Here is a 22,739-nt window from a genome sequence, read left to right as displayed (position 1 = left end):
TCCTTGACCGGTCGGACCGGCCGGGTTACGTTGCCGACTGATTGATTATCAGTCAACCACAGGGAGGCCGCCGTGACGGACAGGGTGAGCGGCGTGCCGATCCTGCTCACCGGAGCCTCCAGCGGGATCGGCCGGGCGCTGGCGTTCGCGCTGGCCGAGCGCGGTGGGCGGCTGGCGATCGCGGCTCGTCGCCGGACGGCCCTGGACGAGGTGGCCGATCAGGTGGAGAGCGCGGGCGGGATCCGGCCGCACGTGATCGAGGCCGACCTGTCGCGTCCCGGCGCCGCCGCCGCGCTGGCCGGCGAGGCGACCGCCGCGCTGGGCACCGTGCGGATGCTGGTCAACAACGCCGGAGCCGGGATGGTGGCCGCGCAGGCCGCCACCGGAGACGACGACCGGGCGCGGGCGCTGTTCGAGACCAACCTGTGGTCGCCGCTCGCGCTGACCCGGCACCTTCTCCCGTCCCTGCGCGCCGGCGGCGGGCTGGTGGTGAACGTGACCTCCACCCTGCAGGCCGTGCCGATCCCGTTGCTGGGCTACTACGGCGCATCCAAGGCCGCGCTGGCACACCTCACCCGTACGCTGCGGCACGAACTGGCGGGCAGCGGGGTCTCGGTGCTGGAGATCGTGCCGGGCGCCACCGACACCGCCGCCCGCGACCTCGATCTGCTGCCCTGGCGCAACGGGCCGATGCGCACCCCGCCGCCGGTCTCCCCGGAAGCGGCGGCCACGGCGATCGTCAAGGCCATTGAACGGAACACGCGACGCCGCGTTTATCCGGCGACGTCGCTGCTGCCACTTGAAATACCGGCTTTCGGGCGATTCATCGCCCGACTCGTGACGCGCCGGGTGGATCCTCTCGCATCGGAACAGGCTCCCTGAACAGGGGTTACATCGGGAATTAATCAGGAGTTACACCGGAAACCATACGGTCCCCTCCGGGCCCCGCCGATCGCGGCGGGACTTTGTTCACCTGTTCCTCGCTTCCCGGAAGTGGGTTCGAATGCCCAGTCTCAAACGTAAGGCCCTTGCGGTCGCCGCCACCGTCGCGGCCGGTCTCTGCCTTCCCGTGTCGCAGGCGCACGCGGACGACCTGATCCCCATCGGCGCCGGCTCGGGAATCATCCAGCAGCTGAAGCAGGTCGACGGTGGTGGCTACAACGAGGAGGTCTGCACACTCACGGCGGTGGGTCACGATGCCGCCGGAGACCTGGTGGGGTTCACCAACGCCCACTGCTTCCTCGACTCCGACGGAAACAAGCTGGTGGGAGGCAAGGTCTACTACGACACCACCCCCGCCGGTACGGCCGCCGCGCCGGCCGCGATCCCCGACCCGCGGGACTCGTTGAAGATCGGGCCGATCGGCACCGTGACCTACGTCAGTGACCCGAACAACCTGCTCACGATCGGTAAGCCCCACGGTCTGGACTACGCGGTCATCAAGCTGGACCCGACGAAGGTGAAGGCCACCGACACGGTCACCAGCTCGACGGGCACCGCGAAGATCACGTCGATCGGAGACGTTCCCGCGCTCGGCACCCGGATGTGCAAGCAGGGCCACCGGACGGGCGTGACCTGCGGCGCCACTCTTGTGAAGGACGGGCAGTACTACACGACCCTCATCTGGACCTGGGCCGGCGACTCCGGCTCCCCGGTGTACAACGGCAACGTCCTGGTGGGCAGCGACTGGGGCGCCCAGCACTTCACGCCCTTCACGAGCATCCTCAAAGACCTGAACTCCCGCGGCGGCGTCGGCGCCGGCTTCCACGTGGGCTGAGAGTAAGGCGAAACGCGGTCGCGGCGGCCGAGGCCGCCGCGACCACGGCCAGGGGCGGCGTCAGAGGTGCTGGAAGGTGACCTCGGGATAAGCCGGTGACGGCCGGTCGAGCAGTGGTCGCCGCTCGCCGTTGAGGGTCAGGTCGAAGAAGGCGCCGACGTAGGTGCGGACGATCCGCACCGAGCGCTGCGGGGAGAGCCCGGACACGGGCAGGCCCGCCCAGGCGGACAGGACGGGCAGGTCGGTGAAGCTGCCGTGGTCCGTGCCGGTGACGGTCAGCCAGCGTTTCCAGCCGTCGAGACTCGTCCAGCCGCTGTCCCAGGTGTCGTCGTCGCCCGGGCTGTGCTCCGACTGGGTGCCGACCAGAAGGAACGGGCGGCGGCCCAGGCCGGTGGCGGGGACCGGTGCGAAGAAGGTGCCGTCCATGTTCACTCCGGCCCGTACCCGGTGGTCCGCGGCCATGGTCGCCATGGCGGCGTCACCGCCGATGGAGTGCCCGGCCATGCCGATCCGCCTCGCGTCGATCATGCGGGCGTACGGCCAGGGAGAGTGGCGGCGGGTCAGCTCGTCGAGCACGAAGGAGATGTCCCGGGCCCGGCTCTTCGCGATGGCCGAGATCCCGCCGGCGGGCGGTTTGTCGCAGATGGTGCAGGCCAGGGTGCGCCCGTCGGGGAAGGTCGTGCCGGAGGACTCGTAGGTGTGGTCGACCAGCGCGACGACGTATCCCCGGCTGGACAGGTCCTCGGCGAGGCTCGTGAGGGTGGCGCGCGGGAACGAGAGGCCGGGAGAGAGCACGACCAGCGGGAATCGGCCTTGCGCCGGCCGCGCGTCGGTGTGCGCCCAGGCGCGGGTTTCGCTGAGCGCCTGGGGCGGGATGTCGGCGCCCGGAGCCTTCTCCCGCAGGAACAGCCGGGCCTCGTCGGCGGTCATGTACGGGGCGGGCCCACCGGTCCGCGGGCGGGCCGGGTAGTACATCGACACCATGAGCTGCCGCGGGCCCGCGTCCGGCACCCAGGGGTCGGGGCGATGGGCGTCGGTGAGGTGCAGCGTGGTGCGGCCGGCCGCGTGCGGGCCCGTCGGCCGGGGCAGTTCCGGGAACTCGGTCGCGGACGCGGCGGACGCGGCGGTCACGGTGGACGCCGCCTGACGCGCCGGTGAGGCGGGTGCGCAGGCCGCCGCCGCGAGGGCGAGGCACGCCGCCGGCACGGCGACGAGCAGTCGTGACGACCGGGCCCGGCCGCGCGGCCCGGCCAGGATCCGCCCGGCCGGACGGTCGGTGAATTCTCGTGTCATGAGGGTTCCTGTCGTGATTCAGCTGGTACGACGGCGGATGAGCCAGACGGCGAAGGCGCCGAGCAGCACGGTGAGCACGACCATCCAGCCGGTCTCGATGAACTGGAAGGGCCAGAACCGACCGGCGGGGTGGTAGCTCGTCAGCAGGGAGTAGTGCCGTTCCTGCAGCCAGCTCCGGAACGCCCCCGGCGGCACCTCGGCGTTCGGGTCGGGGAGCTGGTGCAGGAACCGCAGGTACAGGTCGTGGGCCTGCCCGCCGGTCAGGCCGCGCCCGGTGGAGTCGCGATAGGTGGTGTCGAGCGCCCAGTCGTGGGCGCCCGGTGCGCCGGTCGTGGTCAGCGGCGTCATGTAGTACCGGCGGAGCCCGAAGACGGTGGCGAAGACGAGAGCGAACGAGCCGGTGAAGGTGACGGCGACGGCCACGACGGTACGGCGGACGAGCACTCCGGCGAGGACACCGATGGCGAAGGCCAGGAGCGTGTGAACGGGGAAGAGGACCCCGGTGAACTCGAAGCGCAGGTAATTGTTGAACCCGGTGGGCAGAACGTGCTCATAGGGCGCGATCCACCAGGTGTAGAGGGGGCCGTAGGCGGCGGTCACGGCGAACAGCGCGGCGCCGATGACAAGCAGCCTGGTGACGATCCAGCGGGTACGGCCCGCGCCCTGGGTCCAGGCGAACCGGTAGGTGCCGGTCTCCAGCTCCCGTGCCACCAGCGGCCCCCCGACGAAGGCCCCGAACGCCGCGGGCAGTGCCAGCAGGAACAGCAGCAGGAACAGCGGCGGATAGGAGGAGGTGAAGGCGCGACCGAGCTGCTGGCACGTTCCGGTCGTGAAGGACCGGCACGCGTTCAGGCCGAGCCGGTCATAGTACGAGCGGGCCCGCAGCCCGGTCACCAGGACGGCGGTGCCGTACGAGGCCAGCAGCGCCAGCAATCCGTAGGTGGCGGCCCGGTGCTGGCGCCAGATCACCCAGACCTGACCGAACCTGGGCAGCGAGGCTCTGCGGCGCATGTCCATCGTCGTCATGAGAGGCCGGATCCCGTCGGCTCGTGGGGGACGCGTGCGGGGCCCGGCAGTGCGGAGGCGGCCGGTTCGCGCATGTAGGTCAGCACCATCTCTTCCAGGGCGACGGGATGCCGTCGCCAGCCCGGCGGGACGGCGGCCGGATCGCCGGTGCGGATGAGCAGATGCGCCTGGGCGGAGGTGCGACGGTCGCGGACGACCGGGAACCGCCGGGCGACGTCGTCGGCTTCTTCGGCGGGCCCGACCAGCACGTGGTGTTCGGCCGTCAGGGTCTCGACCTCGCCGGACACCTGCACCCGTCCGTCCTGGAGCACCACCAGGTAGTCACAGACCCGCTCCAGCTCGGCGACGACGTGGGAGGAGAACACGACCGAGACGCCGTCCTCGGTCACCGCCGCCATCAGCGCCGCCATGAACTCGTGCCGGGCCAGCGGGTCCAGGGCGGAGAGCGGCTCGTCCAGGATCAGCAACCGCGGGCGTTTGGCGAGCGCCAGGGTGAGCGCCACCTGGGACCGCTGACCACCGGAGAGTTCGCCGACCTTCTTCCGCACCGGGATGCCCAGTTCCTTCAGCCGGTCGTGCGCGCGCTCGGCGTCCCAGCGCCGGTTCATCCCGCGCCCCATGCGCAGCATGTCGGCGACCGACACGTTGCGGTAGAGCGCCGCGTCCTGGGCGACGAAGGCGACCGTGTCCAGCGCGGCGGCCGATCCGGCAGGCGTGCCGCCCAGTACCCGGATCTCACCGGCGGTGGGGGTGGCCAGGCCCACGGCCAGGCTCAGCAGGGTGGTCTTGCCCGCGCCGTTCGGTCCGACCAGACCGACCACGTGCCCCGCCGGGATCGCCAGTGAGCAGTCCCGCAGGGCCCAGGTACGTCCGTAGCGCTTCCCGAGCCCGGTCGTCTCGATCGCGGCGCTCACGCGCTGACCTCCGCGCGCCCGCCGTCCTCGTCGTCGGTCCGCCCGTCGTGGCCCTGGCGCAGTTCGTGGAGCGCGGCGGTGAACAGCGCGGCCATGCCCTCCTCGTCCACCCCGGCTTCGCTCGCCGTGCGCATCCAGGCCAGCATGCTCTTGCGCAACGCCGCCTGCTCGCGCAGCCCGACCACATCCGGCGCCACTGAGACGAACGTGCCCAGTCCTCGCCGCCCGGCCACCAGGCCGCGGTGCTCCAGCTCCCGGTAGGCCTTCAGCACGGTGTTCGGATTGATCGCCAGCCCGGCGACGACGTCCTTCACCCGAGGCAGCTGGTCGCCCTCGCGCAGGTATCCCAGTCGCAGTGCCTGCTCCACCTGCTGGACCAGCTGGAGATAGGTCGGGACCCCCGACCCGGGATCGAGCCGGAACTCGATCGGCGACGGAGAAGCTTTATCTATATCCATAGTTATTGAGTTAAAGGGTTATGGGTCATCGCTGTCAAGCCGGCCGCCGCTGCGCCAGAACACACGAAAGCCCGGAGGCGTCCTCGCCTCCGGGCTTCCCCGCGGGTCTCACATGCGCCAGATCTTGATCTCGCGCCGGAGCGCGGGCAGTTCGTGGATGACCATGCCGACGACGCCGGCGACGACGGCTCCGATCAGCAGTTTCTTGACCATCGATCCCCCAGGAGTCCAGGCACCTGCGGCGTCAGCCGGGCGGCAGGTTCGGCATGATCTTGAGTATCGCGTCGTGCTTCCTGGGCCTGATGCCCGTGGAGCGACGCGCGTCGGCGGTGCCGTCGTCGTGATGACCGATCTGCCGTTCGTGGCCGCGCCTCTCGTTGCCCTCGCGAATCCCCGTCACATGGGCCGGGGCGTCAGGCCTGGTATGCGGTTTACCGGTGCGTATCTGTCCCATGACACCTCCTCAGCTCCTCGAAGAACCCCTCGATCTCAGGCCATACCCGGTCACCGCCGAACATCCCCGTCCAGTGCCGGCGTACGACTGAGATCAGCCGGTAACAGTCCTCGATGGGGACCAGCCAGGCCTCGGAGCGCCCGCGTGCCGTGTTGACCAGCAGCGCCTCCACTTCGGCGCGTAGCTCCTCCAGAGCGGGGCAGTCCCGAGCGGCCGACTCCCAGGCGTTCCGGTCGATGGTCCACTGCGTCGCCCCTGCCGGGCTCGGGTAGTGGGCGACCACCTCGCCGTCGGCACGTTCGACGAAGAACGCGAGGCCGACCGGGACGCCGAGGCGGGCCGGTGACAGGCCGCCGACGGGGATCCGGCGTTCGGGCACGAGCCGGTAGTGGCCCTCGCCCGCCTCCTCCCGCTGGAACAGCACGGAACAGGCGTAGCAGGCGCACAGCGGCCGCCGGTCGCGTACGTCGAGCAGGTGCCGGTGGTCCTCGGCCAGCGGGGTACCGCAGAGGTCGCAGGGCCGCCGGCGGGGCCGGTCGGCGGCGGTACGGCGGATCAGGCGCGGCAGCGCGCCGGTGCTCATCCGGGGTCACCGCGCACGGGCGTCGCCGGTCGGCGCAGCAGCGACTCCACCGGGATGAGCGCGGGCGGCCCGGGTTCCCCGGACGCCGTCACGGCCTCGACGCGCAACTCGGGCGCCGCGCCGGCGACGGCGTCGCTGATCAGCCGCCCGATCGCCGCGGACGTGGAACCGCAGCCCGCGACGGACCACCGCAGCCGGGCGACGTCGTCCGTCACCTCGATCAGTTCGACGTCGCCGCCGTGGGAGCGGAGCCGGGGCCCGATGTCGTCGAGGGCGCGGAGCACCCGCTCGCGCGCCGGCTGCGGGTGGAGGCCGTGCAGGGCCAGCAGGTGGTGCACGAGTTCGTCCCGGACCAGCGCCGACACGAGCTCGGGCGCATCGTCGCCGGCCAGCGCCATGACCCGCGCGAGCGCGGTGCCGTACATCAGCGCGAGGCCCTCCACCGCCTGCGCGGCCAGCTCGGCGACCGGTCCGGTGGCCCGCTCCAGCCGGTCGAGCAGCGCTTCCAGCCGGCCGATGAGCGCTTCGACGTCCTCGTCCGGCAGGCCCCGGATCGGGCGGTCAGCCATGCGCCGCCCCGAAGGTCGGCGAGTGCAGCTTCTTCAGGACGTTGCCGCCGCCGAGGTACATGTGCACCCCGCACGGCAGGCAGGGGTCGAAGCTGCGCACCGCGCGCATGATGTCGACGCCGACGAAGTCCTCCGGCCCGTTCTCCTCGAAGATCGGCATGTCCTGTACGGCGTCCTCGTACGGCCCCGGCACGCCGTTGACGTCGCGGGGGCTGGCGTTCCACGGGGTCGGCGGATAGGGGTGGTAGTTGGCGATCTTCTTGTCCTTGATGACGAGGTGGTGGGACAGCACCCCGCGTACGGCCTCGTGGAACCCGCAGCCGATGCCCTCCTCCGGCACCGTGAAGTCCTCGAAGACCTTGGTGTCGCCGGCCCGTACGAGCCCCATCGCCCGTTCGAGGAAGAACAGCGACATGGCGGCCGAATAGGCGATGAAGTAGGCGCGCGCCCGGTCCCGCTCGAGGGCGTTGGACCACTGCGGGATCTTCCACTCCAGGGTCGTCTCGGGCAGCTTCTCGCTCTTGGGCAGGGTGATGCGGACGCTAGAGCCGGTCGCCTTCACGTACGGCGTGTCCACCAGCCCGGCCAGGGCGGTCACGTACAGGCGCGCGAACGGGCCGCCGCCGGTGTCGAGCGCGAGGAGTTCGCCGCTGCGCCGGTCCAGCCAGCGCGGGCTCATCACCCAGCTGTACTTGTCGTCGAAGTCGCGCTTCTGCGGCAGCGGGATCGTCGTCTGGTTCCAGGGATGGCGGATGTCGACCGGGTTGCCCAGCGGGTCGTGGGTGACGAACGGCTCCTCGTTCACCCAGTCCTCGTAGTAGGAGCTGCCGAGCAGGATCCGGATGCCGAGGTTGATGTCGACGAGGTCGGTGGTGACCAGCTCGCCGTCCACGACGACTCCCGGGGTGACGTGCATCGCGCGTCCCCAGTCGGTCATGTGCTCGTACCGGTAGTCGACGACGTCGGGATTCTGCCAGGCGCCCCAGCAGCCGAGCAGGACGCGGCGGCGGCCGACCTCCTCATAGCCGGGCAGCGCCTCGTAGAAGAAGTCGAAGACGTCGTCGTTCATCGCGACGGCCTGTTTGACGAAGTCGAGGATCGACACCAGCCGGGTCAGGTAGTCGGTGAACGTGGTCGGCTCCGGCATGGTCCCCACTCCGCCCGGATAGACGGTCGAGGGGTGGACGTGCCGGCCCTCCATCTTGCAGAACATCTCCCGGGTCGTCCGGCTGACCTGCAGTGCCTGCTTGTAGACCGCGCCTTCGTACGGGTTGTAGGCCTCCATGATGTCGGCGATGGTGCGGTACCCGTGGATCTCGGCGTTGGGCGCCTCGGTCTGCTTCGCGCGCTTCAGCACGCTCGGGTTGGTCTTCTTGACCATCGCCTCGCAGAAGTCGATGAAGACGAGGTTGTCCTGGAACAGCGTGTGGTCGAACATGTACTCCGCCGCCTCGCCCAGGTTGAGGATGTGCTCACCGAGCGGCGGGGTCTTGATGCCGTAGGCCATGTTCTGCGCGTAGACCGAGCAGGTCGTGTGGTTGTCGCCGCAGATGCCGCAGATCCGGCTGGTGATGAAGCCGGCGTCGCGGGGGTCCTTGCCCTTCATGAACACCGAGTAGCCGCGGAACAGCGACGACGTGGCATGGCACTGGGCGACACGCCGGTTCTTGAAATCGATCTTCGTGTAGATGCCGAGGTTGCCGATGATGCGGGTGATCGGGTCCCAGGTCATCTCGACCAGCTGTTCGCCGTCCGCCGGCCGTTCGGTCATGGCCATCTGAAAAGCCCTCCTCGTTGTCCGGCCGGTCCGTCACGGACGCCAGCGCGGGTCATAACCGCTCGTCAGCTCGGGTTCGTTGTGGTGCCACTTCGGTTCGGTGTTCAGGGCCTGGTTGGTGAAGCCGCGCAACTTGCGGATGAACGCGCCGTACGGTTTGGCCATCAGGGAGGAGAGCGAGCCGCCCGGCGGTTCGTCCATGAAGGGCATGAACTTGTCCGGGAAACCGGGCATCGTGCAGCCGATGCAGATACCGCCCACGTTCGGGCAGCCGCCGATCCCGCCCATCCAGCCGCGTTTGGGCACGTCGCAGTTGACCACCGGGCCCCAGCAGCCGATCTTCACCTGGCACTTGGGCGAGTTGTAGTCGTGCGCGAAGTCGGCCTGCTCGTAGTAGCCGGCCCGGTCGCAGCCCTCGTGCACGGTCTTGCCGAACAGCCACTGCGGGCGCAGCATGTGGTCCAGCGGAGGCGGCGGCGCGTCACCGGCGGCGTGCTGCAGCACCCAGGTGAGGGTCTCCATGAAGTTGTCGGGCTGGATCGGGCAGCCCGGGACGTTGACGATCGGGAGTCCGCCGGTGGACTTGAAGTCCCAGCCGAGGTAGTCGGCGAGTCCCATGCACCCGGTCGGGTTGCCGGCCATCGCGTGGATGCCGCCGTACGTCGCGCAGGTGCCCGCGGCGACGACCGCCCAGGCCTTGGGCGCCAGGTGGTCGATCCACCAGTTGAGGGTCAGCGGTTCGCCGGTCTCCGGGTCGTTGCCGAAGGAGGTCCAGTAGCCGCCCCCGGTGATGATGTTCTGGTTGGGGACCGACCCTTCGATGACGAGGATGAAGGGCTCGAGCTCGCCTGCGGCCGCGGCGCGGAAGGGTGCGAGGAACGACTCGCCGCCCTGCGTCGGGGACAGCACCTTGTTGTGCAGGCTGACCTGGGGCAGGCCGGGGATGAGACCGAGGACGACGTCCTCGATGGGCGGCTGCCGGGCGGCGGTCATCGCGACGCTGTCGCCGTCGCAGCTCATCCCCTCCGAGATCCACAGGATGGTGATGTGGTCGAAGCCCTCGCGCTCCCGCGTGCTCGTCGGCTCGCGGGCGACGTCTTCGGTTCCGGCGTCGATGCTCATGTGCGGGGCCTCCCTCGTAGCCGGTCACGGATGCGGTCGTAGAACGCGGCGAACGGTGCCGCCAGGGCGAGCGCCGGAGCGCGGTCGGGGGCGCCGGGACGTGGGCGGGTGGGCGCCGTGGACTCGGCCTGCCGCAGCCGCCGGCCGAGCTCGTCGAGCAGTTCGATCGCGCGCATCAGGACTCCCCGTACGGGCCGAGTGAACGGATGGCCCCGTGCAGGCGGGAGAGGATCTCCGGCGGCATCGTGTCGACCCGGTCGACGATCGCCGCGCCTCGCGGGTCGGTGGCGCGCGCCTCCCGCTTCTCCTCGTCGGTCAGTGTCAGCGTGCGCAGCGACAGGATCTCGTCGATCTCCGTGGCGTCGTGCAGGTCACCGGCGCTCTCCGGCGCGATCCGCGGGTGGTCGTACAGCAGGATCGGCGAGGACAGCACGAGGTCGCGCGTGCCGGGCTCGCCCGCCAGCACGGGGAACGTGTGGACGTTCGCGCAGGCGCGTGCCTCGGCCTCCGCCCAGCCGGGCGGTTCGAGCAGCGAGACGAATGACGACTCCTCGGCCGCGAGCAGCGAGTGCGTCGCGATCAGCGAGCGGCGCAGGGCCTCCTGCCGTGGCGCGTCCGGAGGCGTCGTGGCATCGGCGTTCTCGACGCGTACTCGCAGCCGGAACAGCGGAGCCGGCGTCTCGCACCGGGTCGCCGAGACGACCACCGAGACCCGTACGGGCCACCGGCGCGACCGCGCGCGGCCCACCGGGCGGCCGTCGTCGTCGCCGAGGGTCTCGACGTCCTCGCCTCCGGGGGCGCACAGGTCGATCCGCTGCTCGCGGTCCAGGACGTCGGCGAGACGGACGCGCAGGCCGAAGTCCCGCGGCAGAGCCTCGTCGAAGCCCACCGCGAGCCGTGAGCCGACGTCCAGGCCGTCGGCGGGGCGGTGGCCGCCGTCGGGCAGGCGCTCCTCGACCGACCGGACGACCAGCTGGAGAAAGCGCAGCCGACATCGCACGACGGCCTCGCCCGGCTCGGGGGCCGCCAGCAGGCACTCGGTGCGCTGCCACCAGCCTTCGGCCGAGCCGGCGACACCGGCGTCGGCCGTGTCCCGCGCCTCCGCCCACGCCCGTGGGGTGAGCACGCCGAACTGCCAGCGAAACCGGTTCTTGACCGACGAACGCCGGTACGGGTACAGCAGGTAGCCCTCGTACAGGATGGCGTCGGCCACCGCGAGCGCGCGGTCGAAGACCGCGGCGTCGACCGGGCTCGCCTCCATCGTCCTCGTCCTCCCCACGACCGTCCCGCCTGGCTACTCCGGTCTAGCAAGCCGCGGCGGCGCGCCGTAAGTGACGGACGCCTAGGTGACGGACGCACTTAGCGGAGAGTCTTCGCAGGTGACGGCGGGTGTGACGGGGTATGAGTCAGGAACTGTGTCGCTCCCGAGTGACGTCCCGAGGCCGGAGGTGGACCGTGCCAGACGCAGCATCGACCGTCCGTGCCGGCGTGCGCGGGTTGATCGCCGCCATGGCCATGTCCGGCATGCGGGACTTCACCGCCAACATCGGCCTGCTGGAGAAGAGCCCGCCCGAGGTCATCGTCGAGCGGCACGCCCCGAGGAAGGTCAAACGGCTCGCCGCCGAGCACCGCTCGGCCATCATCGAGCTGGCGCACTGGGGCTACGGCGCGGCCGGTGGGGCGGCGTTCGGCCTGCTCCCGCGCCGGTGGCGGGCCGATCCGCGCATCGGCCCCCTGTACGGCCTGGTCGTCTGGCTGGCCTTCGAACTCGGGATCGGCCCGCTCCTGGGCGTGCAGTACCGGGAGCAGAGGCGCCTGGTCCACCGCGCCATGCTGGCCGTCGACCACATGATGTACGGCACCGTGGTCGCCGGGCGGCTCGCGCCGGCACCGGAGGTGCGGCCGTGAGCGTCGGCGAGCCCGCCGACGCCTTCGCCACGCGGGCGGGCGCCGAGCCGCGCAACTACCTGCAGGGCTGCGTGCTGCTGCTCCTGCGGGAGCGGCCCGCGCACGGCTACGAGCTGCTCGAACGGCTGAAGGCGTTCGGCCTCGCGGACGGCGACTCGGGCAACCTCTACCGCCGGCTCCGTGCCCTCGAAGAACAGGGCATGGTCCGCTCGGAGTGGGAGACCTCGGAGGCGGGACCGAGGCGGCGCATGTACCACCTCACCGCGTCGGGAGACGCCCGGCTCCGCCGCTGGGCCGACTCCCTCGCCGAGACCCGCCGCCTGCTGGACTACTACCTGGGCCGCCACGCGCTGATCGCGGACTCCCCGGCACGCGCGGCGGCCGCGTCCGGGCCGAGGACCTGACCACCGGCACATGGGCGCGCGCGAGCATCTGTGGGCGCTACCGCAGTTGGTCGCGGCGGCGGGTGAGGTAGGCGGTCTCGGCGGTGTTGCCGGCGAGTTCGATGGCCTTGTCGTAGGCCGTGCGTGCTTCGGGCCCGCGGTGTAGTCGGCGTAGTAGTTCGGCGCGGGTGGCGTGGTAGGCGTGATAGCCGGTCAGCGCCTCGGCGAGGCGGTCGACGGTGGCCAGTGCCACGTCCGGGCCGTCGATCTCGGCGACCGCGATGGCCCGGTTGAGGGCGATGATCGGCGAGGGGTCGAGGCGGACGAGCTGGTCGTAGAGGGCGAGGACCTGTGACCAGTCGGTGTCGCGGATGTCGCGCGCGGAGGTGTGCACGGCGTTGATCGCGGCGAGGATCTGGTAGCGGCCCGGAGCCACGCCGGCGGCGAGGCGCTCGCGCACCAGCCGATGCCCCTCGGCGATCAGCGTCGCGTCCCAGGCTCCACGGTCCTGCTCGGTCAGGGGGACCAGCTCGCCGCCGGCCGAGACGCGGGCGGGGCGGCGGGCCTCGATGAGGAGCATCAGCGCCAGCAGCCCGGCCACCTCGCCGTCGCCCGGCATCAGGGTACGGATCAGGCGGGTGAGCCGGATCGCCTCGGTGGTCAGGTCGTGCCGGAGGGGATCGGTGCCGGGGCCGGTGGCCAGGTAGCCCTCGTTGAACACCAGGAACAGGACGGCGAGCACGCCGGACACGCGTGCCGGCAGATCCTCGGCGGACGGCATCCGGTACGGGATACGGGCCGCTTTGATCTTGGCTTTCGCGCGGGTGATCCGCCGTTCCATGGCGGTCTCGGCCACCAGGTAGGCGCGGGCGATCTCGGGCACGGTCAGGCCGCCGACCATGCGCAGCGTCAGCGCCACGCGGGTCTGCATCGCCAGCGCCGGATGACAGCAGATGAAGATCAGCCGGAGCCGGTCGTCGTCGATCGCGCCGACGGGCTCGGGTGGGGCGTCGTCGTACACCATCTGAGCCTCCTTGTGCTTGTCGTCGCGTTTGTTCTCGCGGCGGATCCGGTCGATGGCCTTGCGGCTCGCGGTGGTGGTCAGCCAGCCGCCGGGGTTGGGCGGCAGGCCGTCGACCGGCCACCGCTCGACGGCGGTCGCGAACGCCTCGGCCGCCGCCTCCTCGGCGATGCCGAGGTCACCGAAACGCCTGGTCAGGGCGGCGACCACCCGGGCCCATTCCTCGTGGTGGGCCCGGGTGATCGCCTCGCGGACGTCGACGTCGTTCACAGGAACGGCCGCACCTCGATCTTCCGATCGCAGACCTTGGACGCCTCGGCGGCCAGCGTGAGCGCCACATCCAGATCAGGGGCCTCCCACACCCAGACGCCGGCGAGGTACTCCTTCGACTCCACGAAAGGCCCGTCGCTGAACACCGCCTGCTCGCCCCGGTTGTCGATGACCGTGGCCGCGTCGGTGTCCGCGAGTCCGCCCGCGAAGACCCAGTAGCCCTCGGCGATCAGTCGTTCGTTGAACGCGCTGATGGCAGGCTGCCTGTCCGTGCTGCCGGGATTGCTCTTGTCATCGATCACGGAAACCAGATACTGCATCTGAACATCATCTCCTGCGGCGCCGCCCCTCGTGGGCGGCCTCACCCCTGCTACGAACACCACCGCCCGGACCCGACACCGCCTCCCGGATTTCTTCGCAGAACTTTCCGGGACGCCGGTCGTCGGCGATCGTTCCGCGGGGACCGCGCTCCCGCCGCCTGAAGCCGATCAGCCGGGAAGATCGGTGATGGGCTCCAGCGGCCGGTTGGCCGGGCCGTTCAGCAGGGTGCCGTCCGCGGCGAACCGGGAGCCGTGGCAGGGGCACTCCCACGTGCTCTCCGTGTCGTTGAACGCCACGACGCAGCCGCGGTGCGGGCAGGTGGCCGACACGGCGGTCAGGTTCCCGTGCTCGTCGCGGTGGACCGCGCAGGGGCGGCCGTCGACGGTCACGACCCGGCCCGAGCCCTTGGGCACGTCCTCCACCGAGCCGGACCAGGCGGAGATCCGGTCGCCGACGTAGTGCCCGGCGATGGCGGCGACGTTCTCAACGGTCGCGGTCGCCTCGTGTGCCGGATGGACGCGGCTCGGGTCGTACAGGTCGGCCCAGGGCGGGGTGCGGTCGGTCAGCAGGTCGGCGATGAGCCGTCCGGTCATCACGCCGTGGCTCATGCCCGAGCGTGCGTAGCCGGTCGCGACGAAGACGTGCTCCGTGCCGGGGGCGCGGCCGACCCAGGGGAGCGTGTCGGTGGTCTGGGTGTCCTGGGCGGACCAGCGGTGGGTGATGTCGGTGGCGCCGAAGTGTTTCCGTGCCCAGTCGATGAGCCGCTCGTAGCGTTCGGCGACGTGGCCGGCGCCGGGTGCGAAACCCTCGCCGGTGATGAGCAGCAGCCGCCGTCCGTCCGGCAGCGGGGCGGTGCGGACGGAGCGGGTGCTGAGCTCACGCGTGATGTACATCCCGCCCGGGTCCCGGTCGGCGGGGATCGGTCCGGCCACCACCAGCTCGCGGATGGCGCTGAGCCGGGTCGACAGCCGGAGCTGTTCGAACACCGGCGCCAGCGTGGCCACCACCACCTCACGGGCCCGTACGACGGCGCCGTGCTCGGTGCGCAGGAGGCACGGCTCGCCCTCCTTTAGGTCGGTGACGCGGGTGTTCTCGTGCACCCGCCCGCCGTTCGCGACGATCGCCTCGGCGAGGCCGACGAGGTACCGCCGGGGATGGAACTGGATCTGGTCCTCCACCCGCAGCGCCCCGGCCACCGGGAACGGCAGATCCGTCTCGGTGACGAACGCGGCCTCCAGCCCGGCGTTCTTCACGGCGTCCGCCTCGGCTCGGAGCCCGTCGGCCTCGTCCTCGTCCTCGGTGAAGATGTGAGAGGGGCGGCGTTCGATCTCGCAGTCGATGCCGAGCGCGGACGCGGTCGCCTCGACGTGGTCGACCGCCTCCTGCTGCGACCGCGCGTACAGCCGCGCGGCCTCGGCGCCGAGGCGCTCCCGGAGCGGCCGGTAGATCCACGGATGGGCGGCCGACAACCGCCCGGTCGTGTGGCCGGTGACCGCCGCGGCGACGCGGCCGGCCTCGAACACCCGCACCGAACGGCCCGCGCGTGTCAGCTCGAAGGCGGTGCAGATTCCGGCGATGCCGCCCCCGACCACCGCGACATCGACGTCGACGTCCTCGGTCAGCGTCGGGTAGGAGGTGCCGGCACTCGATTCGATCCAGTACGAGGTGGCTGTTCCCGGGAGCGTCATGCACGGCTGTGTGCCCGGAAAAACACGTCCTATTCTCTGACGCGGAGGCGGACGGTGGCCGGCTGGTCGTCGTTCTCCAGCGTGCGCCGGGCCCGCGCGATCGCCTCGTAGATGCTCGACCGGGCGTCGGCCGGGTCGGTGTCCGGATCGACGGTCACGTTGAGGAGCAGGTGCGGACGGGCACGGTTGCCGGTCACTCCGGCGGTGGCCCGCCGCACGTACGGGCCGGCGTTCAGGTCGTCCTCGATCGCGTCGGTGACCGCGCGGGTGGACAGCGTGGTGGCGCCGTGCCGGGTGTCGGGCTCCAGCCGGATCGTCCGCGGGGCCGGCCTGCGGGCCTGCGCGCCCAGCCAGCGCAGCGCCAGGAGCGCGATGGCGACGGAGAAGGCCGCCAGCGCGATCCAGAACCACAGGTGAGCGTCGGCGAAGGCGCGCACGAAGCGGCCGGTGACCGGCACGTGGGCCGCTCCCAGATGACGCGGTACGAAGGCGGCGCCGCGGACGGCCGCCGTGAGGCCGCCGAGGAGCAGGATCAGTCCGATGACCGCCAGGCCGAAGCGGTTCGCGCGAGTGCTTCCCATGGGGTCAGTCCTCCCGATGCCGTACGGTCACGCGCACGTGCGGCCGGTGCAGCGGCGCCAGCGCGCTGAGGCGCTCGCCGACGGCGCCGTGCACCTGCTCGGTGAGCCCGGCGACGTCGTGGAGCGGGCTCACGGCGCGGACGCGGACGCTGTGCCGCCGTACTCTGACCCGTGCGCGGTCGACGCCGTCCACGCTCTGGGCGGCCCGCGCGACGTACCTTCGCAGGTCCGCCCGTGCGATGCCGAGCACCACGTTCGGGTCCTCCGAACGCAACGGGATCGCCCGCAGGCGTCCGGGTCGCAGCGCCAGCAGGAGCAGCAGCAGGCCGAGCGCCGCGAGGAGGCTCGCCACGGCGAGGACCAGCACGTCGTCCCAGCGCAGGCTCCGGCCGAGCCGGGCCAGGTCCACGACGGGCAACAGCACGCCCGGCGAGCGGCCGACGAGAGTGCCGATCACCTCGGCCGCGAGGATGATCGCGGCGGCGGCCAGCAGGGCGGCGGTGACCACCGACGGGAGCACGCGCCGGGGGCCGAAAGACCGGCGTACGGCGCGACGCGCGGCCCGGCGGGACGGCGGGCGCAGGTCGCCGGTCCGGGCCGCGTCCATCCCGGTCACCGCACTCGCCTCCCGGACCGCTCGGCGGGCAGGAGCCGGGCCACGTCGATGTCGACCTCGCGTACGTCCAGCCCGGTCAGTTCGCCGACGCGTGTCCGCACCAGCTCCCGCAGGCGCCGCGTCACCTCCCGTACGGGCGCCGGGTAGGCGACCGAGATCCGCATCCGGAGGATGGCCAGGTCACCGTCGACCTTCGCCGTCACCCAGGGCGTGCTCTCAAGGGAGTCGCGGCCCAGCGGCACGCCCAGCACGCGCCGGGCCGCGCCGCCCGCGTCCTCGTCCTCGGCCAGCGCACGACCGGCGATCTTCGCCAGAACCCGGTCGGCGATCTCCGTACGGCCCCGGTGCTCCAGCGCGATCGTCCCCCGGGGTTCGACCTCGGTGCTCACGACCGCCTCCGGCCGCCCAGGATCTCGGTCAGGTCGAGTTCGCCGATCAGCACCCGGCCCACCAGGAATCCCACGATCCCGAGCACCAGCACGATCACGAACGCGGCGAAGCCGCCGAAGGCGCCGGCGAACCCGAGTGCGGTCCCGAAGCCCAGGCCCACGGCCGGCCACCATCGCATCTCACTCATCTCAGTCACCTCTTCTCACACCACGCGCGGGCCTCGACGCCGCCGGCGCAGCCAGCGCGCGACGTGCCACAGCCCGTGCCGCGAGCGGAACACGCACACCGCGAGCGTCACCTCGGCGGTACCGCCCGCGTGCCGGCGCACCAGCCCAGCGGCGAACTCCGCCGGGTCACCGCCCACGTCGGGATGGTGGGTGCGCACCCACGCCGCGAACGCCGCGCGGTCCCCGCTCACGAAGCCTCCAGCACCTCGATGTCCTCGACCGCCACGTCGACCGGCAGGTCCGGCACGACCTCCCGGGCCGCGGCCCGTACCTGCTCCGCGACCTCGGCGATCGGCGGCCCGTAGGCGGCCACCACCGCGATCCGCACCCGGTCCTCGCGCACGGCCACTCCCGGCACGGTCCGGCCGGGCAGATAGGTCGCGGCCGGACCGGCGGAGAGACGGGCCACCGAAGGGCAGTCCGCCACCGCGGTGGCGATCCGCTCGGCCAGGCGTCCCGCCTGGGAGAGGTTCATCGCACCCGCGGCGCGGCGGGTTCGCCGCTCTCCCTGCTCTCCTCACCGGGCAGGTGGATGTCGCCGACGTTGACGTTGACCTCGGTGACGTCCAGGCCGCACATCTTCTCCACGGCCTCGATGACGTTGCGGCGGATGCCGTCCCCCAGGTCGGGAATGGACACGCCGTACTCGACGATGACGTCCACGTCGATGGCCGCCTGCCGCTCGCCGACCTCGACCGCCACCCCCTGGGCGACGTTCGGGCGGCCGACGCCGGGAATGCGCTCGCGGACCGCGCCGAACGCGCGGGCCATGCCGGCGCCCATGGCGTAAACGCCCTGCACCTCCGAGGCCGCCATGCCGGCGATCTTGGCGACGACCGTGTCCGCGATGGCGGTCCGGCCGTGCTCGCCGACCAGTTCACCGCCCTTGCGGGCGCTCACCGCGCCGGTCGTCTGCTGACTGGTCTTCTGATCCGTTCGCTCACTCGTCGGAGCGCTCATAGGATCACCCCCGAATACCGTCTGTTATCGAGGCTAGCCGACGTCTCGTGACCGGGGTCGGCTCGGGGTCGTGCGGTGATTCGGCAGGCCAGAGCAGGTTTTCCCGCTTCGAAGGCGGGAAGCGGCTGGGCTATGGACCACTCGCAGGCACCCGTACTCGACGCGCTGGCGGCCTACCACCGGCGGGGCTATCTGCCGTTCACCCCACCCGGCCACAAGCAGGGGCGCGGCACCGATCCGCGGGTGCGCGCGGTGGTCGGGGACGACGTCTTCCGGTCCGACGTTCTGGCGACCGCCGGCCTGGACGACCGGATGTCCTCGGGCGGGGTGCTGGAGCGGGCCCAGGAGCTGATGGCGGACGCCGTCGGGGCGGACCACGCGTTCTTCTCGACGTGCGGTAGTTCGCTGTCGGTCAAGAGCGCGATGCTGTCGGTCGCCGGCCCGCACGAGAAGCTGCTGGTGGGCCGGGACGCGCACAAGGCGGTGGTGGCCGGGCTGATTTTGGCCGGCATCCGCCCGATCTGGGTGGAGCCGCAGTGGGATCCGGAGCTGCGGCTGGCGCATCCGCCGAACGCGGAGGCGTTCGAGCGGCGTCTCGCCGAGCACCCCGACGCCCGGGGCGCGCTGGTGACCAGCCCGACCCCGTACGGAACCAGCGGCGACCTCGCCGCGATCACCCGCGTCTGCCATGACCGCGACGTGCCGTTGATCGTGGACGAGGCGTGGGGCGCGCACCTGCCGTTCCACCCGGAACTGCCGGTCTGGGCGATGGACGCCGGGGCCGACGTGTGCGTGACGAGCGTGCACAAGATGGGCAGTGGGCTGGAGCAGAGCTCGGTGTTCCACCTTCAGGGCGACCGGGTCGACCCGGACGTGCTGAGCGCGCGGGAGGACCTGCTGGGCACGACCAGCCCGTCCGTGCTCGTGTACGCGGCGCTGGACGGCTGGCGGCGCCAGATGGTCGAACAGGGCCGCGACCTGCTGCAGGCCGCACTCGACCTGGCCCGGTCCGTGCGCGCAGAGATCGACGGCCTCGAGGGCATGCGCGTGCACGGGGAGGCCGACTTCGTCGGTCCGGAGCGCGCCGCCGAGATGGACCCGCTCCAGATCATCGTCGACATCGAGGCGCTGGGCGTGACCGGTTACAGCGCGGCCGACTGGCTCCGCGAGCATCACCGGATCAACCTGCACGTCTCCGACCAACGGCGGATCAGCGCACAGCTCAGCTACGCCGACGACGAGGAGTCCACCCGGTCGCTCCTGGAGGCGTTCCGGCACCTGAGCCGGGAGGCCGAGCGGGGGAACGAGGCGCTGGACCCCGCCGGTGAGGTGCAGGTGCCCACCCCGGACGACCTGCGGCTGGAGCTCGTCCACCTGCCGCGCGACGCCTTCTTCGGCCGTACCGAGCAGGTGCCGGTCGAACAGGCGGCCGGCCGGGTGGTGGCCGAGATGCTCACGCCGTACCCGCCGGGGATCCCGGCCGCGCTGCCCGGCGAGCGCCTCAACACCGCCGTCCTCGACTACCTGCGGACCGGGGTGAAGGCGGGCATGGTGATCCCCGACGCCGCCGACTCGAAGCTGGAGAGCGTACGGGTCTACCGAGAGCCGTGAACACCGAATGTGTGGAAGCGATGGTGCGGGGTAGCCGAAGGTGAATGAGCAGCATTCGCCGAGGTCCGGCGCATGCCGGGTCCAACAGCGCGGCCCCTCGCACCGATGGGAAGGGCGCGCGCATGCACACCAGGAACCCCTTCGCGCCGGCTCGCCGGGTCCATGGCCGCGAGGCCCGGGCGGAGGCCGACTCCGCCGCTCCCGCTCCGAGTCCCGACGACGCCCAGACCGCCGCCGCTCCGCCCGAACGGCGTACGGCCACCCCGAAGCGGCCGCGCACCCCGGCCGACCCCACCGGCACCGACCGGGGCGGCATGTGGCCGGACCTGTGGGCCGCTCACCGCTGCTGAGTCAGGTCGTCGGGATAACCAGTTCGGCGTTCACGCCGTCGGCGAGCAGGAAGTACCCGAGGAAGGTCACGCCGTCCTCTCGCGCGTCGAAGCGCGCGACGCGCACGCCCTCGGGCTCGTAGAACACGTCGCCGGGCCGCAACACGGTCTCGGCCTCGCCCTCGATCTGGTAGACCGCCGAGCCCGTCTCGATACTGCCGAAGACCGGCCCGTTGTGGACGTGCAGCCCCGCGGCGTACCCGGGCGCGATGGTGATCCGTCGGATCTCGACGCGCTGGACGGCCAGCGGCTCCGGCAGCTTCTGGTCCATCACGATCTCGCGACTGAGCGGCGGCGCCGGATCGGTCCGTACGGTGTCGCCACCGTATTCGGCGTTCGTCACGGCCTCCGCGACCTCCGTCGCCCTCCCGTCCTCCGGCAGCTCCTCAACGGCCAGATGAGTCATCGCGGCGTTGGGCGTCGCGCCGTGCCAATGCCACTCGCCGGCCTCGATCCGTACGGTGTCGCCCGCGCGGATGGTCTCGACCTTTCCACCGCGACGTTGCACGAGCCCCGTGCCCTCCGTGACCACGAGCACCTGCCCCACCGGGTGGCGGTGCCAGTGCGTGCGGGCGCCGGGCGCGAAGCGGACGCCGTCGACCTGCGTACGGGACGGGCCTTCGGGGGCGGCGAGTTCTTCGACCCGGGCGTCGCCGGTGACCCATTCGGACGAGGCGGACACAGCGGTGCGTGAGGCGCGGGATATTCGCATGCTTTCGGGCTTCCTTCGCGAGTGCTTCCAATGAGGCGTTCCCTCGTGCCGCGAGTGTACATACTAGTAGGTACAGAAGGCGTGTCGGGGAGGTGGGCGGCGGGGAACGTATGCCCCGAGAGGACGGCGGCGCGCGGAGGGAGCGAGCATGTCCTGGCTGGCGGGGGACTGGACGCACCTGGGTGCGGTCGCGGGTAAGGCCGCGCTGATCTACGTGACGGCGCTGGCGGCGTTGCGTCTTGGAGAGAGACGCACGCTGGCCCAGTGGACGATCATCGACACCGTGGCCGCGGTGGCGGTCGGGGCGATCGTGGGCCGCACGGCGATCGCGTCGAACCAGTCGTTCGTCACCGGGGCCGTGGCGCTGGTCACCCTCATAGCGATGCACCGCGTCGTCAGCGCTCTGCGGGCGCAGCCGCTGTTCCGCCGCCTCACCGATCACCGGATCCGCGTCCTCGTCGCGGACGGGAAGGTGCGCCGCCACCAGCTGATGATCTGCGGGCTGACCGAGAGCGACCTGCTGGCCCAGCTCCGGCAGCGGGGCGTGTGCGAGCTGTCCGGCGTGCGCTTCGTTCTCTATGAGGCCAAGGGAGGCCTGACGGTGGTCACCGGCACCGACCCGGTCGCAGGCGTGCCCGAACTGGTCCGGGCGGGATTGCGGGAGGCGGTGGACGTGCCGGCCGGCGAGGCCTGAGGGCCGTCGTCGGCAAGCCGGTCGGCGCCGTCGGCGAGCAGCCCGTTCTCCATGGTGCGGGTAGTGACTGAGAGTGCTCGCGGTCCTGTTCGCGTTGCTCGCCGCGGCGAGCAACGCTCTGGCGTCGGTGCTGCAGCGTCGCGCCGCGCGTTCGGCCCCGAAGGAGTTCGCCTTCCGCCCGGCGCTGCTGTGGAGCCTGTTCCGCCGCCCGGTGTGGCTCGGCGGGATCGGGGCGCTCATCGCCGGTTTCCTGCTCCAGGCGCTGGCCCTGTCCAGGGGCGGACTGGCCCTGGTCCAGCCGCTCCTGGTCGCGGAGCTGCCCTTCACCATGATCCTTCTCGCCCGGATGTCCCGGCTCCGCCTCGACCGGCGCACCTGGGTGGCGGTCGCCGCGATGACGGCCGGCCTGGCCGGGTTCCTGAGCGCGGCGTCGCCCACGAAGGGCCGCCACACGCCGGACACGGTGGACTGGGTGATCGCCACGGTGATCACTCTCGCGGTGATCGTCGGGCTGGTCTTGGTGGCGCGGTGGCTGAACGGAGCGCCGCGTGCGGCCGTGCTCGGAGTCGCCGCCGGCGTCGGATTCGCGTTCACCGCCACGTTCATGAAGGCGACGACGAACCTGGTCGACCAGGGCATGATCACCGTGGTGACGTCGTGGCAGCCGTACGCGATGGCGGCCGCCGGCCTCGGGAGCGTCTACCTGCTGCAGAACGCCCTGCAGAGCGGCACCCTGGTCGCCGCACAGCCGGCGCTGACGATCTCCGACCCGGTATCGGCCGTCGTGTACGGCACCACGATGTTCGGCGAGGGCGTCCGGACGGGGCCGTGGATGATCGCCGAGGTGGCGGGCTTCATGCTGATCTTCTACGGGAGCATCCGCCTCAGCCGCTCCGCTCCCATCCGCGCGCAGGGCGAGAACGAGAACGCCTGACCGCGCCGGTCCGCCGCCAGGCTGTTGAGCCTCCGTGTTTGACCAGGTTGTTCCAGGGGAG

The 22,739-nt window shown here is 71.6% G+C and carries 30 protein-coding genes; 8 read left to right on the top strand and 22 right to left on the bottom strand.

The window, feature by feature from the left end; translation table 11 throughout:
- The first annotated feature begins 72 nt into the window (after nt 1-72).
- Together QSK37_RS16745 and QSK37_RS16740 are read left to right on the top strand one after the other, a co-directional pair.
- On the top strand, nt 73-882 hold the full coding sequence (locus tag QSK37_RS16745; protein ID WP_285621617.1) for an SDR family NAD(P)-dependent oxidoreductase: 810 nt from the start codon (nt 73-75) through the stop codon (nt 880-882).
- A 121-nt stretch (nt 883-1,003) separates the two neighbouring features.
- Nucleotides 1,004-1,777 carry a chymotrypsin family serine protease gene (locus QSK37_RS16740; protein WP_285621614.1) on the top strand — a complete coding sequence of 258 codons (774 nt, stop codon included), beginning with the start codon at nt 1,004-1,006 and terminating at the stop codon, nt 1,775-1,777.
- Nucleotides 1,778-1,837: 60 nt separating this feature from the next.
- On the opposite strand, the gene QSK37_RS16735 is transcribed toward QSK37_RS16740, so the two are convergent.
- The 11 genes from QSK37_RS16735 to QSK37_RS16685 all read right to left on the bottom strand — a co-directional run bounded on the left by QSK37_RS16735 (nt 1,838) and on the right by QSK37_RS16685 (nt 11,234).
- The gene (locus tag QSK37_RS16735; protein WP_285621609.1) at nt 1,838-3,070 is read right to left on the bottom strand and encodes an alpha/beta hydrolase family protein; all 1,233 of its coding nucleotides are present in this window, start codon (nt 3,068-3,070) and stop codon (nt 1,838-1,840) included.
- A gap of 18 nt (nt 3,071-3,088) precedes the next feature.
- Nucleotides 3,089-4,096, bottom strand: coding sequence for an ABC-2 membrane transporter-related protein (locus QSK37_RS16730; RefSeq protein WP_285621606.1), 1,008 nt, complete (start codon nt 4,094-4,096; stop codon nt 3,089-3,091).
- Nucleotides 4,093-5,010: an ABC transporter ATP-binding protein gene (locus QSK37_RS16725; RefSeq protein WP_285621604.1), complete on the bottom strand. Its 918-nt coding sequence runs from the start codon at nt 5,008-5,010 to the stop codon at nt 4,093-4,095. The genes QSK37_RS16730 and QSK37_RS16725 overlap by 4 nt, the downstream gene beginning before the upstream one ends.
- Nucleotides 5,007-5,468, bottom strand: a complete 462-nt coding sequence (locus tag QSK37_RS16720; protein WP_285621602.1) for a GntR family transcriptional regulator — start codon at nt 5,466-5,468, stop codon at nt 5,007-5,009. The genes QSK37_RS16725 and QSK37_RS16720 overlap by 4 nt, the downstream gene beginning before the upstream one ends.
- Nucleotides 5,469-5,712: 244 nt before the next feature.
- On the bottom strand, nt 5,713-5,922 hold the full coding sequence (locus QSK37_RS16715; protein ID WP_285621599.1) for a hypothetical protein: 210 nt from the start codon (nt 5,920-5,922) through the stop codon (nt 5,713-5,715).
- On the bottom strand, nt 5,900-6,505 hold the full coding sequence (locus QSK37_RS16710; protein ID WP_285621596.1) for a DUF5947 family protein: 606 nt from the start codon (nt 6,503-6,505) through the stop codon (nt 5,900-5,902). The genes QSK37_RS16715 and QSK37_RS16710 overlap by 23 nt, the downstream gene beginning before the upstream one ends.
- Nucleotides 6,502-7,074, bottom strand: a complete 573-nt coding sequence (locus QSK37_RS16705; protein WP_285621593.1) for a NifU family protein — start codon at nt 7,072-7,074, stop codon at nt 6,502-6,504. The genes QSK37_RS16710 and QSK37_RS16705 overlap by 4 nt, the downstream gene beginning before the upstream one ends.
- Nucleotides 7,067-8,851: a nickel-dependent hydrogenase large subunit gene (locus QSK37_RS16700; protein WP_285621591.1), complete on the bottom strand. Its 1,785-nt coding sequence runs from the start codon at nt 8,849-8,851 to the stop codon at nt 7,067-7,069. Before QSK37_RS16700 ends, QSK37_RS16705 begins: the two co-directional genes overlap by 8 nt.
- Before the next feature lie 33 nt (nt 8,852-8,884).
- On the bottom strand, nt 8,885-9,973 hold the full coding sequence (locus tag QSK37_RS16695) for an NADH-quinone oxidoreductase subunit B family protein (protein WP_285621589.1): 1,089 nt from the start codon (nt 9,971-9,973) through the stop codon (nt 8,885-8,887).
- A complete protein-coding gene (locus QSK37_RS16690; protein ID WP_285621587.1) occupies nt 9,970-10,149 on the bottom strand; it encodes a hypothetical protein in 180 nt (59 codons plus the stop codon). Before QSK37_RS16690 ends, QSK37_RS16695 begins: the two co-directional genes overlap by 4 nt.
- A complete protein-coding gene (locus QSK37_RS16685) occupies nt 10,149-11,234 on the bottom strand; it encodes a hypothetical protein (protein WP_285621584.1) in 1,086 nt (361 codons plus the stop codon). Before QSK37_RS16685 ends, QSK37_RS16690 begins: the two co-directional genes overlap by 1 nt.
- Nucleotides 11,235-11,428: 194 nt before the next feature.
- Between QSK37_RS16685 and QSK37_RS16680 the strand changes: the two genes are divergently transcribed.
- Both QSK37_RS16680 and QSK37_RS16675 read left to right on the top strand, forming a co-directional pair.
- On the top strand, nt 11,429-11,881 hold the full coding sequence (locus tag QSK37_RS16680; protein ID WP_285621581.1) for a hypothetical protein: 453 nt from the start codon (nt 11,429-11,431) through the stop codon (nt 11,879-11,881).
- Complete coding sequence (locus QSK37_RS16675) at nt 11,878-12,285, top strand: helix-turn-helix transcriptional regulator (protein WP_285621579.1); 408 nt, start codon at nt 11,878-11,880, stop codon at nt 12,283-12,285. Before QSK37_RS16680 ends, QSK37_RS16675 begins: the two co-directional genes overlap by 4 nt.
- 37 nt (nt 12,286-12,322) lie before the next feature.
- Here the strand turns inward: QSK37_RS16675 and QSK37_RS16670 are convergent, their stop codons facing one another.
- The 10 genes from QSK37_RS16670 to QSK37_RS16625 form a co-directional block, all read right to left on the bottom strand.
- A complete protein-coding gene (locus tag QSK37_RS16670; protein WP_285621578.1) occupies nt 12,323-13,555 on the bottom strand; it encodes an RNA polymerase sigma factor in 1,233 nt (410 codons plus the stop codon).
- The gene (locus tag QSK37_RS16665; protein WP_285621574.1) at nt 13,552-13,875 is read right to left on the bottom strand and encodes a YciI family protein; all 324 of its coding nucleotides are present in this window, start codon (nt 13,873-13,875) and stop codon (nt 13,552-13,554) included. Before QSK37_RS16665 ends, QSK37_RS16670 begins: the two co-directional genes overlap by 4 nt.
- A gap of 168 nt (nt 13,876-14,043) precedes the next feature.
- Nucleotides 14,044-15,564 carry an FAD-dependent oxidoreductase gene (locus tag QSK37_RS16660; RefSeq protein WP_285621571.1) on the bottom strand — a complete coding sequence of 507 codons (1,521 nt, stop codon included), beginning with the start codon at nt 15,562-15,564 and terminating at the stop codon, nt 14,044-14,046.
- Between the two features lie 29 nt (nt 15,565-15,593).
- The gene (locus tag QSK37_RS16655) at nt 15,594-16,145 is read right to left on the bottom strand and encodes an Asp23/Gls24 family envelope stress response protein (protein ID WP_285621568.1); all 552 of its coding nucleotides are present in this window, start codon (nt 16,143-16,145) and stop codon (nt 15,594-15,596) included.
- A 4-nt stretch (nt 16,146-16,149) separates the two neighbouring features.
- Nucleotides 16,150-16,752, bottom strand: a complete 603-nt coding sequence (locus tag QSK37_RS16650) for a DUF6286 domain-containing protein (protein ID WP_285622029.1) — start codon at nt 16,750-16,752, stop codon at nt 16,150-16,152.
- Nucleotides 16,753-16,757: 5 nt separating this feature from the next.
- Nucleotides 16,758-17,150 carry an Asp23/Gls24 family envelope stress response protein gene (locus tag QSK37_RS16645; RefSeq protein ID WP_285621566.1) on the bottom strand — a complete coding sequence of 131 codons (393 nt, stop codon included), beginning with the start codon at nt 17,148-17,150 and terminating at the stop codon, nt 16,758-16,760.
- Complete coding sequence (locus QSK37_RS16640) at nt 17,147-17,338, bottom strand: hypothetical protein (RefSeq protein ID WP_285567494.1); 192 nt, start codon at nt 17,336-17,338, stop codon at nt 17,147-17,149. The genes QSK37_RS16645 and QSK37_RS16640 overlap by 4 nt, the downstream gene beginning before the upstream one ends.
- 15 nt (nt 17,339-17,353) lie before the next feature.
- A complete protein-coding gene (locus tag QSK37_RS16635) occupies nt 17,354-17,569 on the bottom strand; it encodes a hypothetical protein (protein ID WP_285621565.1) in 216 nt (71 codons plus the stop codon).
- Nucleotides 17,566-17,853, bottom strand: a complete 288-nt coding sequence (locus QSK37_RS16630) for a hypothetical protein (protein WP_285621563.1) — start codon at nt 17,851-17,853, stop codon at nt 17,566-17,568. Before QSK37_RS16630 ends, QSK37_RS16635 begins: the two co-directional genes overlap by 4 nt.
- Nucleotides 17,850-18,338, bottom strand: coding sequence for an Asp23/Gls24 family envelope stress response protein (locus QSK37_RS16625; protein WP_285621561.1), 489 nt, complete (start codon nt 18,336-18,338; stop codon nt 17,850-17,852). Before QSK37_RS16625 ends, QSK37_RS16630 begins: the two co-directional genes overlap by 4 nt.
- 132 nt (nt 18,339-18,470) lie before the next feature.
- Between QSK37_RS16625 and QSK37_RS16620 the strand changes: the two genes are divergently transcribed.
- Together QSK37_RS16620 and QSK37_RS16615 are read left to right on the top strand one after the other, a co-directional pair.
- Nucleotides 18,471-19,949: an aminotransferase class I/II-fold pyridoxal phosphate-dependent enzyme gene (locus QSK37_RS16620; RefSeq protein ID WP_285621559.1), complete on the top strand. Its 1,479-nt coding sequence runs from the start codon at nt 18,471-18,473 to the stop codon at nt 19,947-19,949.
- Between the two features lie 122 nt (nt 19,950-20,071).
- Complete coding sequence (locus QSK37_RS16615) at nt 20,072-20,299, top strand: hypothetical protein (RefSeq protein WP_285621557.1); 228 nt, start codon at nt 20,072-20,074, stop codon at nt 20,297-20,299.
- A 1-nt stretch (nt 20,300) separates the two neighbouring features.
- On the opposite strand, the gene QSK37_RS16610 is transcribed toward QSK37_RS16615, so the two are convergent.
- A complete protein-coding gene (locus QSK37_RS16610) occupies nt 20,301-21,050 on the bottom strand; it encodes a (R)-mandelonitrile lyase (RefSeq protein ID WP_285621555.1) in 750 nt (249 codons plus the stop codon).
- Nucleotides 21,051-21,198: 148 nt separating this feature from the next.
- On the opposite strand from QSK37_RS16610, the gene QSK37_RS16605 reads away from it, so the two are divergent.
- Both QSK37_RS16605 and QSK37_RS16600 read left to right on the top strand, forming a co-directional pair.
- Nucleotides 21,199-21,744 (top strand): DUF421 domain-containing protein, encoded by a 546-nt coding sequence (locus tag QSK37_RS16605; RefSeq protein WP_285621553.1) that lies wholly within the window; start codon nt 21,199-21,201, stop codon nt 21,742-21,744.
- Nucleotides 21,745-21,817: 73 nt separating this feature from the next.
- Nucleotides 21,818-22,678, top strand: coding sequence for a DMT family transporter (locus tag QSK37_RS16600; RefSeq protein ID WP_285621550.1), 861 nt, complete (start codon nt 21,818-21,820; stop codon nt 22,676-22,678).
- Nucleotides 22,679-22,739 lie beyond the last annotated feature (61 nt).

Origin of the sequence: Actinoallomurus iriomotensis (assembly GCF_030269445.1) — a bacterium.
Taxonomy (GTDB): Bacteria; Actinomycetota; Actinomycetes; order Streptosporangiales; family Streptosporangiaceae; genus Actinoallomurus; species Actinoallomurus iriomotensis.
This window is presented reverse-complemented; position numbering and strand designations above follow the sequence as displayed.

Excerpts from the sequence above, each read along its gene's own strand:
- QSK37_RS16710 (WP_285621596.1), bottom strand. The coding sequence starts at position 6,505 with ATGAGCACCGGCGCGCTGCCGCGCCTGATCCGCCGTACCGCCGCCGAC.
- QSK37_RS16735 (WP_285621609.1), bottom strand. The coding sequence starts at position 3,070 with ATGACACGAGAATTCACCGACCGTCCGGCCGGGCGGATCCTGGCCGGG.
- QSK37_RS16655 (WP_285621568.1), bottom strand. The coding sequence starts at position 16,145 with ATGGGAAGCACTCGCGCGAACCGCTTCGGCCTGGCGGTCATCGGACTG.
- QSK37_RS16685 (WP_285621584.1), bottom strand. The coding sequence starts at position 11,234 with ATGGAGGCGAGCCCGGTCGACGCCGCGGTCTTCGACCGCGCGCTCGCG.
- QSK37_RS16700 (WP_285621591.1), bottom strand. The coding sequence starts at position 8,851 with ATGGCCATGACCGAACGGCCGGCGGACGGCGAACAGCTGGTCGAGATG.
- QSK37_RS16715 (WP_285621599.1), bottom strand. The coding sequence starts at position 5,922 with ATGGGACAGATACGCACCGGTAAACCGCATACCAGGCCTGACGCCCCG.
- QSK37_RS16705 (WP_285621593.1), bottom strand. The coding sequence starts at position 7,074 with ATGGCTGACCGCCCGATCCGGGGCCTGCCGGACGAGGACGTCGAAGCG.
- QSK37_RS16625 (WP_285621561.1), bottom strand. The coding sequence starts at position 18,338 with ATGAGCGCTCCGACGAGTGAGCGAACGGATCAGAAGACCAGTCAGCAG.
- QSK37_RS16660 (WP_285621571.1), bottom strand. The coding sequence starts at position 15,564 with ATGACGCTCCCGGGAACAGCCACCTCGTACTGGATCGAATCGAGTGCC.
- QSK37_RS16620 (WP_285621559.1), top strand. The coding sequence starts at position 18,471 with ATGGACCACTCGCAGGCACCCGTACTCGACGCGCTGGCGGCCTACCAC.
- QSK37_RS16740 (WP_285621614.1), top strand. The coding sequence starts at position 1,004 with ATGCCCAGTCTCAAACGTAAGGCCCTTGCGGTCGCCGCCACCGTCGCG.
- QSK37_RS16610 (WP_285621555.1), bottom strand. The coding sequence starts at position 21,050 with ATGCGAATATCCCGCGCCTCACGCACCGCTGTGTCCGCCTCGTCCGAA.
- QSK37_RS16720 (WP_285621602.1), bottom strand. The coding sequence starts at position 5,468 with ATGGATATAGATAAAGCTTCTCCGTCGCCGATCGAGTTCCGGCTCGAT.
- QSK37_RS16615 (WP_285621557.1), top strand. The coding sequence starts at position 20,072 with ATGCACACCAGGAACCCCTTCGCGCCGGCTCGCCGGGTCCATGGCCGC.
- QSK37_RS16630 (WP_285621563.1), bottom strand. The coding sequence starts at position 17,853 with ATGAACCTCTCCCAGGCGGGACGCCTGGCCGAGCGGATCGCCACCGCG.
- QSK37_RS16690 (WP_285621587.1), bottom strand. The coding sequence starts at position 10,149 with ATGCGCGCGATCGAACTGCTCGACGAGCTCGGCCGGCGGCTGCGGCAG.
- QSK37_RS16730 (WP_285621606.1), bottom strand. The coding sequence starts at position 4,096 with ATGACGACGATGGACATGCGCCGCAGAGCCTCGCTGCCCAGGTTCGGT.
- QSK37_RS16640 (WP_285567494.1), bottom strand. The coding sequence starts at position 17,338 with ATGAGTGAGATGCGATGGTGGCCGGCCGTGGGCCTGGGCTTCGGGACC.
- QSK37_RS16650 (WP_285622029.1), bottom strand. The coding sequence starts at position 16,752 with ATGGACGCGGCCCGGACCGGCGACCTGCGCCCGCCGTCCCGCCGGGCC.
- QSK37_RS16695 (WP_285621589.1), bottom strand. The coding sequence starts at position 9,973 with ATGAGCATCGACGCCGGAACCGAAGACGTCGCCCGCGAGCCGACGAGC.
- QSK37_RS16605 (WP_285621553.1), top strand. The coding sequence starts at position 21,199 with ATGTCCTGGCTGGCGGGGGACTGGACGCACCTGGGTGCGGTCGCGGGT.
- QSK37_RS16665 (WP_285621574.1), bottom strand. The coding sequence starts at position 13,875 with ATGCAGTATCTGGTTTCCGTGATCGATGACAAGAGCAATCCCGGCAGC.